Origin of the sequence: Flavobacterium sp., assembly GCF_035760125.1 — a bacterium.
GTDB lineage: Bacteria > Bacteroidota > Bacteroidia > Flavobacteriales > Flavobacteriaceae > Flavobacterium.
In genome coordinates this window covers 1-8,894 of record NZ_DASTTN010000116.1, presented here as the reverse complement: position 1 = coordinate 8,894, position 8,894 = coordinate 1, and the positions used below count along the sequence as shown (strand labels likewise).

Below are 8,894 nucleotides of genomic sequence, written 5' to 3'. Positions count from 1 at the left end.
TTGATTTTTCCATATTTGCAATTGATATCTGTCGTAGAAAAAAGATCTGAAGTACCAATATTTCCGTACTTGTTATTCAATTTTACAGTCCCATTTTTAGGAATCTTTATAGTGTAATTGATTTCAAAATTGTTATTTCTTCCATTGTTTTTTGTACTAGTGTTCCCAAAGACAGTTTTGGCGCTAACCATGCTTTTTAATGCTACAAAATCCACATCGATTCCAGCTAATTTTTCGTTAACCCATTTCTCATTATCGCCACTGACCTTAATGAGAACTTCTATTTCAATTTTATCCTCATTCCAAGTAGTAACAAAAATACTTCCATAAGAGTTCTCAACATTTATTCCGGCGTCGCTGTTCACTATATAAGCTTTACTAATAACTTTTTGCTTGGTATAGTTAAAATCATCATTACAAAATCCTAAAAAAGGGATTAATAAAAGAAGTAATAGCAGTATGTTAAATTGTTTTTTCATCGTTTAATTTTTTAAGTTTTTCAGTTTCTTCAATATGTTGCAAAACATTTTGCAAAAATGAAATTCGGGTTTGTAGGTTGCTAATCATAGCATAAATAATGGGCTTGCTTTCACCGTTAACTTCCAATTCATGAGTGATTTTTTCATAATCGCTATCTAGCGATTTCATTTGTTGTAAAGCATCATTTACAATTTTTTCATTCTCGGGTGATCTTTTAGCTTTAATTTGTTCTAATTGATGTTCAATCAAAACGGTAAAAATAGAATCAGTCTGTTTAGTTTCTTTAGAAGCAAATTTTAGTTCTTTGGGTCTTTCATTGTTGGTATAAAACAATGCAATCCCTAGCATGACAACTACAGAAGCAGCTATTGCATAGATAAATCCAAAATTCTTTTTTCGTTTTTTAAGAGCCAATTTTTCTGAAAATCGATTTGTATGTTGGTTATCCATTTCATGAACATCCCATTGATTTTCTAAATTTTCAAATAATTGATCTAATTTTTCATTTTCATTTTTCATAACTCATTTAATTTTTTTCTTAAACTTTCTTTAGCTCTGCTTAATGTCGTTCTACAATTGGCATAACTAATTTTAAGAATTTCGCTTATCTCTTCCTGATCATAACCCTCAATATAGAATAAGGTAAGAACCATGCTGTAGTTGTATTTCAAGGACTGAATGGCGTCCAAAACCTGTTTGACTTTTATATCATTAAAATCTAATTTTTCTTCCCAATCATTTTCTGGTTCTTCTAATTTGTAAAGTGTCTTTTCAAAATCTTCTGTTTTAAATGGATTATTCTTTTTGTAAAAATCAATACTATAGTTCACTATTATCCGTTTCAGCCACGCTCCAAAGGCTACTTCTTGTTTGAAATCATTTATTTTGGTAAATGCTTTCAAAAAACCTTCTTGCATGACGTCTTCGGCAAAATGCTCGTCTTTCACAATTCGATAGGCCACATTATACATCGCCTTGCAATAGCGATTATAAATCTCAAATTGTGCTTTCTGATTGTTCTCTTTGCAAAGCGTAATTAATTCTTCGATATTTTGATTGGTCAGATTCAATTAAATAGTTATGATTTGTAGTAAAGACATGATTTTTTTTGGTTTGTTACAGTTTTATAAAAATAGTTTATTTTTTTTCATTTTTATCTTAAACAAAAAACAGCTTAAACAGAAAATTGGCTACACAATAAGATAAAAATTCAAAACAGATTGGATTTTGGCATAATGATTGCCTTATTTTATACCTCAATACTATACTGTATTTATAGATCAATATTAGCCTGAAATATTGTTACGATACCTTATATTTGCGTTCCGAATTAAAAAATTAATGACAAAAAGACTTAAATACTACTATGTCAAATCATAAAATACTTACTATTGACAATCTGTCACTTCAAGAATTTGATTCTGAAGCCGAATTAATTCCATTATTGACTCCAGAAGATGAGGAAGAAATGAATAACGAAGAATTACCCGATTCTTTGCCTATTTTACCTTTGCGCAATACGGTTTTATTTCCGGGAGTAGTTATTCCGATTTCGGCTGGAAGAGATAAATCAATCAAATTGATTAATGATGCCAATGCTGCCGGAAAAGTAATAGGAGTAGTGGCTCAAATCAATGAAGAAGATGAAGACCCAACATTTGGTGATATTCATAAAATTGGTACTGTAGCCCGAATTTTAAGGGTTTTAAAAATGCCTGACGGTAATGTTACAGTAATTTTACAAGGAAAAAAACGTTTTGAAATTGCCGAAATGGTTTCAGAAGAGCCTTATCTTACAGCTAATATTAAAGAGGTTCCTGAAAAAAGACCAACCAAAAAAGACTCTGAATTCAATGCAATAATTGATTCGGTAAAAGAATTGGCTGTTAAGATTGTTAACGAAAGTCCCAATATTCCTTCGGAAGCTACATTTGCCATCAAAAACATAGGAAGTCCTTCGTTTTTGATCAATTTTGTTTCTTCCAATATGAATTTATCGGTAAAAGAAAAACAAGACTTATTATCCGTGAACGGATTGAAAGAACGCGCTTTGGAAACACTTCGCTTCATGAATGTTGAGTTGCAAAAACTTGAATTGAAGAACGACATTCAATCCAAAGTTCGTTTTGACTTAGATCAACAGCAAAGAGAATATTTCTTGCATCAGCAAATGAAAACCATTCAAGAAGAATTGGGCGGTGTTTCTCAGGAGGAAGAAATGGACGAAATGAGTGTGAAAGCCAAAACCAAAAAATGGGATGAAAAAACGCTAAAACATTTCGAAAAAGAATTGTCCAAAATGCGTAGAATGAATCCACAAGCTCCTGATTTTGGTATTCAAAGAAATTATTTGGAATTATTTTTGGATTTACCTTGGGGTGAATATTCCAAAGATAATTTTGATTTAAAACATGCCCAAAAAGTATTGGACAAGGATCATTTTGGTCTGGAAGATGTCAAAAAAAGAATGATTGAGCATTTAGCTGTTCTTAAACTAAGAAACGACATGAAGTCCCCAATTATTTGTTTAACAGGACCTCCAGGAGTTGGTAAAACATCGATTGGTAGATCTGTTGCAGAAGCATTAGGTAGAGAATATGTTCGTATTTCATTAGGCGGATTACGTGATGAGGCTGAAATTCGTGGACATAGAAAAACCTATATTGGAGCTATGCCAGGAAGAATTATCCAGAGCTTAAAGAAAGCTGGAACATCGAATCCAGTGTTTGTTTTGGATGAAATTGATAAGCTGTCTTCTAGTCATAATGGAGATCCATCTTCTGCCTTATTAGAAGTTTTAGATCCAGAACAAAACAGTGCTTTCTATGATAATTTCCTTGAAATGGGTTATGATTTATCCAAAGTAATGTTTATTGCCACTTCCAATAATATGTCTGCAATCCAGCCTGCCTTGATTGATCGTATGGAAGTAATCAAAATGTCTGGTTATACAATTGAAGAAAAAGTAGAAATTGCGAGAAAGCATTTGTTTTCAAAACAATTGGCTGCACACGGATTGAAAGCCAAAGATTTGAGCATTGGTAAAAAACAATTAGAAAAAATTGTGGAAGGCTATACTCGTGAATCTGGTGTTCGTGGATTGGAAAATAAAATTGCACAAATCGTACGTAATGCAGCCAAATCGGTAGCTATGGAAGAAGAGTACAATAAAAAAGTAACCGACGAAGATATTATAAAAGTACTTGGAGTTCCAAGATTGGAAAGAGACAAATATGAAAATAATGAAGTTGCCGGTGTTGTAACGGGTTTGGCTTGGACAAGTGTTGGTGGTGATATTCTTTTTATTGAATCACTACTTTCTCCAGGAAAAGGATCCATGACTATTACCGGTAATTTAGGAACGGTAATGAAAGAATCGGCTACTATTGCTTTAGAATACATTAAAGCAAATGCTGAATTAATGGGATTGAATCCAGAAATACTTTCGAAATATAATATTCATTTGCACGTTCCGGAAGGAGCTACTCCAAAAGATGGACCTAGCGCTGGTATTGCCATGTTAACTTCATTAGTTTCTTTATTTACTCAAAAACGTGTAAAGAAAAATCTAGCGATGACAGGGGAAATTACCTTGAGAGGAAAAGTATTACCTGTTGGTGGCATTAAAGAAAAAATATTGGCAGCCAAAAGAGCCAACATCAAAGAAATCATCTTATGTCATGAAAACAAAAGTGATATCGATGAAATAAAAGCTGAATATTTAGAAGGTCTTACCTTTCATTATGTGAAAGAAATGAGTGAAGTTCTAGATATTGCCATAACTAAAGACAAAGTCAAAAATGCAAAAGAATTAAAATAACAAAAAATAAAATTTCAATTCTGAAAGGAATCATTTTTGATAGCCTATAAAATTCCAAACTCCAATTCATGCAATTGGAATTTGGAATTTATTTTTAAAACTTAATTAAGTATTTTATAGTTTTATAATTTTATCTTCGCAACTGCGTTTTAAATATTAGAAACAGCTTTTAAAGTATGTCCCAAAAACTTTTGTTATTCTATTTATTTTCTATATCTATGGTATCATACGGTCAAATAGGAGGGAAGTATACTTATGAGTTTTTAACCTTGGTTACATCTCCAAGGCAAGCTGCTCTAGGAGGAAAGACAATTACAATTTATGATGAAGATGTTAATGAAGCCTTGTTTAATCCTGCAACAATAAATGAAGAAATGAACAATCATTTGGCATTGAATTATGGTAATTACTATAAAGAAGTTACTTATGGTACGGTTTCATGTGCGTATACCTACGACCAGCATTTGCAAACATTTCAAGCAGGTATAAATTATATCAATTACGGAAAATTTGAAGGTTATGACGAAAGTGGTCTGCCTACATCAGAATTTACAGGAAGTGAAATTGCTCTTTCTCTGGGATATGCCTATAATATTCCTTATACTGATATTCATTTGGGAGCCAATGCCAAACTAATTGAATCTACACTAGAAAGCTACAATTCCTTTGGGGCTGCTGTAGATTTAGGAATGGTATATATCGACGAAAAAAATGATGTGAATTGGGCATTGACCTTAATGAATTTTGGAACTCAATTTACTACTTACGATGGTACCAGAGAAAAATTACCCTTTGAAATAATTGCTGGAGTTTCGCAGGAATTGGAACATGTTCCCATACGCTGGCACTTTACACTCGAAAATTTACAACAATGGAATTTGGCTTTTTCAAATCCTGTTCGCTCAGAAACTTCAATTGATGGCAGCATCACAGAAGAAAACATATCTTTTTTCAACAATGCGTTGCGGCATATGATTTTGGGAGTTGAGCTTTTTCCTAAAAAGGCTTTTAACCTTAGATTGGGATATAATTTCCGAAGATCCGCTGAATTGCAAATACAAGACCAGCGGAATTTTTGTGGTCTTTCCTTGGGATTTGGATTAAAACTAAATAAATTAAAATTCAATTATTCTTATTCGAAATATACTCTGGCAGGAAATACAAGTTTGTTTGGGCTGACAGTTAATTTTAGTGAGTGATTTATAAACAAATGGCATAGAGATTGATGCTGATAGTAATGGTAAAAAGTCTAATTTACAAATAAGTTAAAGTGATGAGAAAAATACTTTTAATTTTTATTCCACTATTTCTTTCAAGCTTTAGTATAAATTCTGATGACAATTCAACTGAAGAAAAACTCAATACTCAAGTAGAAGAAGTAAGAAAAATCATTAATGATAATCCTAAATTCAATAATGAAGTTGCTTTTTTTATTGATATGGAAATACAATCAGGTAAAAATCGTTTTTTTATTTATGATTTGAAAAATAATAAAATTATTGATGAAGGATTAGTTGCCCATGGTTCAGGGTCAGAAACTGGAATTCCAGGAAAACTAAAATTTAGCAATGTAGCTAATTCTCTTAGTACATCATTGGGAAAATATTCGATAGGAAAGCATTACAATGGGCAATTTGGCAAAGCATATAAATTATATGGATTAGATGAAACAAACAGTAATGCTTTTCGAAGAAGTATAGTTTTGCACAAATTTTGGGCAGTTCCTTATGAAGAACAAGATAAACGTATATGTACAAGTTATGGCTGTCCAATGGTTAATGAAATTTATTTTAGTAGAATAGAAAAAATAATAGACAATTCTAAAACAAACATTATTCTTAGCATTTACTATTAAAAAAGTAACTACTAAGAATAATGTTTGTTTTATAAAATGATATAAAACAACACAAATACTTAATTTTAGAAAATTGAAAAAAATTACCATAGCAATAGACGGATTTTCATCCACTGGAAAAAGTACTTTGGCCAAACAACTTGCCAAACATTTGGGATATGTTTATGTAGATACTGGAGCCATGTATCGTGCTGTGACTTTATTTGCCATGCAAAACAATTGCATTGGAACTGATTTTTTGGATAAAGAGAAGTTGGTAAAAAGCCTACCTTCTATAAAATTGAGTTTTAAATTTAACCCTGAATTGGGTTTTGCCGAAATGTACTTGAACGATGTCAATGTTGAGACGGAGATCCGAACTTTGGAAGTTTCAAGTTTTGTTAGTGCAGTAGCTGCTATTTCGGAAGTGCGTTCTAAATTAGTAGAACAACAACAGGAAATGGGTAAAGAAAAAGGAATTGTTATGGACGGAAGAGATATAGGAACAGTTGTTTTTCCAAATGCAGAACTTAAAATATTTATGACTGCTGGAGCAGATACTCGCGCGCAAAGACGTTTTGATGAATTACAGGCAAAAGGTGATTCGGTTTCCTATGAAGAAGTTTTAAAGAATGTTGTCGATCGTGATTATGTTGATACTCACAGAGATGATTCTCCTTTGGTAATGGCAGAGGATTCCATAGAAGTAGACAATTCTTATTTGGATCGTAAAGAACAATTTGACGTTGTTTTGGAGTTAGTAAATGAGGTAATTAATAGCTTGTAAATTTTTTGTTAATATCAATATTAATGGTAGATTTACGCGCCACAAAATTCTACAAATACTAAAACACAATTCATCCTATGGGAATTAAAAACAGATTGATAATAATGAGTTTTCTCCAATTTTTCGTTTGGGGAGCATGGTTAATTACAATTGCAAATTATTGGTTTGGAACCAAAAACTGGGAAGGAACCCAATTTGGTTTAGTATTTGGGACTATGGGAATTGCTTCTCTTTTTATGCCTACAATAGCTGGTATAATTGCTGATAGATGGATTAATGCCGAAAAATTATACGGAGGTCTCCATATTTTATATGGTGCTGTTTTGTTTTATATCCCCGAAGTTAGTACTCCAACTTCCTTTATTTATGTGATGCTTTTGGCTATGTGTTTTTATATGCCAACGATTGCTTTGAGCAATTCAATTTCATACAATGCTTTGAAGATTAATAACAAAGATGTCGTTAAAAATTTTCCACCCATTCGTGTTTTTGGAACTATTGGTTTTATAGTAGCGATGTGGATTACCAATTTGACAGGAAATAAAGCAACTGCTTATCAATTTTATATTGCTGGAATTTCAGCTGTTGTATTGGGAATTTATTCTTTTACTTTACCTAAATGTAAACCACAGCGATTAATCAAAGAAGAAGCTTCTTTGATGGAAACTTTGGGACTGGAGTCTTTCAGATTATTTGCTAATTATAAAATGGCTTTGTTCTTTATTTTTTCTATGTTTTTGGGAGGTGCTTTGCAATTAACCAATGCTTATGGAGATGTATTTTTGGATGAATTTAAACATTTTCCAAAATATGCTGATTCATTTGTAATCAAATATTCTACCATTATAATGTCTATTTCTCAAATTTCTGAGACTTTATTCATACTTGCCATTCCATTTTTCTTAAAACGTTTTGGAATCAAGCAGGTTATGTTGATTAGTATGTTGGCTTGGGTATTGCGCTTTGGATTGTTTTCTTTTGGAAATCCGACAGATGGATTATGGATGATTATATTGTCTTGTATCGTTTATGGAATGGCTTTTGATTTCTTCAATATATCTGGTTCGTTGTTTGTTGAAACACATGCAGATGCTAAAAATCGTTCTTCGGCTCAAGGAATGTTTATGATGATGACCAATGGAGTAGGGGCAATATTAGGAAGTACAACTTCAGGATGGGCGATTGATCGTTTTTTTACAAAATCTTTTAGCTCTAGTACTGACTTGGCATCGTTTTTACAGACCGATGTTACAAACCCAAAGATGTTAGAATTTGTAAAAAGTCAAGGGAATTCTATTTCTGCAAATGGTTTGTTTGATAAAGTAATTATGATGAAAGATTGGCATATGATTTGGTTGGCTTTTGCCAGTTATGCTTTGATTGTTGCGATTGCATTTGCTATTTTATTCAAACACGAGCACAATCCAAATGAAGATGTCGTGGAGAACTTGAGTCATTAATCGTAATTCAGATTGAAATATATAGTCCTAACAGGTTTTAAACTTGTTAGGATTTTTTACATATAGAAGGTAACTAATAAAATAATATTTATGATAAAACAAATTTTAGGGGTAATCACAGGTTACGCCATTTTTGTAATAAGTTCAGTGCTACTCTTCAGATTTTCAGGCGTTAAACCACATTCGGAAGCTTCTGTTGCTTTTATGTTTTTGACATTTGTTTACGGAACTGTTTTTTCATTTCTTAGTGGGCTTGTCGCACAATCCATCGCAAAAACAAGAAACTTAAAAGTCAATTATATCCTTTTTGTAATTATGGCAGGTTTTGCAACTTTTTCGCTTTTTAAATCCGATGGCAGTTCTTGGACACAGTTATTGGCTATTTTTGTTTTTGCCCCAATTTCGATTTTAGGTGTTTTTTTTATAATTAAAAAAGCTAAAAATCACAATCTATCCTAACTAGCCCCGATAGCAGTGAAAATCCTTTCTCGTTTTTTCAACGAGAGAGATTGT

General features: G+C 32.1%; 8 protein-coding genes and 1 pseudogene. 6 read left to right on the top strand and 3 right to left on the bottom strand.

Features of this window, described 5'->3' with window-relative positions:
* From VFS71_RS04675 to VFS71_RS04665, 3 genes and pseudogenes are all read right to left on the bottom strand, one after another.
* Positions 1-479 (bottom strand): annotated as a pseudogene (locus tag VFS71_RS04675) (hypothetical protein); the annotation flags it as partial.
* Positions 463-999, bottom strand: a complete 537-nt coding sequence (locus VFS71_RS04670; protein ID WP_326399667.1) for an anti-sigma factor — start codon at positions 997-999, stop codon at positions 463-465. The gene VFS71_RS04670 and the pseudogene VFS71_RS04675, both read right to left, overlap by 17 nt.
* Complete coding sequence (locus tag VFS71_RS04665; protein ID WP_326399665.1) at positions 996-1,550, bottom strand: sigma-70 family RNA polymerase sigma factor; 555 nt, start codon at positions 1,548-1,550, stop codon at positions 996-998. Before VFS71_RS04665 ends, VFS71_RS04670 begins: the two co-directional genes overlap by 4 nt.
* A gap of 296 nt (positions 1,551-1,846) precedes the next feature.
* On the opposite strand from VFS71_RS04665, the gene lon reads away from it, so the two are divergent.
* From lon to VFS71_RS04635, 6 genes are all read left to right on the top strand, one after another.
* Positions 1,847-4,300 (top strand): endopeptidase La, encoded by a 2,454-nt coding sequence (lon, locus tag VFS71_RS04660; protein WP_326399663.1) that lies wholly within the window; start codon positions 1,847-1,849, stop codon positions 4,298-4,300.
* Positions 4,301-4,476: 176 nt separating this feature from the next.
* Positions 4,477-5,499 (top strand): type IX secretion system protein PorQ, encoded by a 1,023-nt coding sequence (porQ, locus tag VFS71_RS04655; protein WP_326399662.1) that lies wholly within the window; start codon positions 4,477-4,479, stop codon positions 5,497-5,499.
* 74 nt (positions 5,500-5,573) lie between these two features.
* Positions 5,574-6,155 (top strand): murein L,D-transpeptidase catalytic domain-containing protein, encoded by a 582-nt coding sequence (locus VFS71_RS04650; RefSeq protein WP_326399661.1) that lies wholly within the window; start codon positions 5,574-5,576, stop codon positions 6,153-6,155.
* A 73-nt stretch (positions 6,156-6,228) separates the two neighbouring features.
* A complete protein-coding gene (gene cmk, locus VFS71_RS04645; protein ID WP_326399660.1) occupies positions 6,229-6,921 on the top strand; it encodes a (d)CMP kinase in 693 nt (230 codons plus the stop codon).
* Between the two features lie 77 nt (positions 6,922-6,998).
* A complete protein-coding gene (locus VFS71_RS04640; protein WP_326399659.1) occupies positions 6,999-8,381 on the top strand; it encodes a nucleoside permease in 1,383 nt (460 codons plus the stop codon).
* 90 nt (positions 8,382-8,471) lie between these two features.
* Positions 8,472-8,840 (top strand): hypothetical protein, encoded by a 369-nt coding sequence (locus tag VFS71_RS04635; RefSeq protein ID WP_326399658.1) that lies wholly within the window; start codon positions 8,472-8,474, stop codon positions 8,838-8,840.
* Positions 8,841-8,894 lie beyond the last annotated feature (54 nt).

Excerpts from the sequence above, each read along its gene's own strand:
- VFS71_RS04650 (WP_326399661.1), top strand. The coding sequence starts at position 5,574 with ATGAGAAAAATACTTTTAATTTTTATTCCACTATTTCTTTCAAGCTTT.
- porQ (WP_326399662.1), top strand. The coding sequence starts at position 4,477 with ATGTCCCAAAAACTTTTGTTATTCTATTTATTTTCTATATCTATGGTA.
- VFS71_RS04635 (WP_326399658.1), top strand. The coding sequence starts at position 8,472 with ATGATAAAACAAATTTTAGGGGTAATCACAGGTTACGCCATTTTTGTA.
- lon (WP_326399663.1), top strand. The coding sequence starts at position 1,847 with ATGTCAAATCATAAAATACTTACTATTGACAATCTGTCACTTCAAGAA.
- VFS71_RS04670 (WP_326399667.1), bottom strand. The coding sequence starts at position 999 with ATGAAAAATGAAAATGAAAAATTAGATCAATTATTTGAAAATTTAGAA.
- VFS71_RS04640 (WP_326399659.1), top strand. The coding sequence starts at position 6,999 with ATGGGAATTAAAAACAGATTGATAATAATGAGTTTTCTCCAATTTTTC.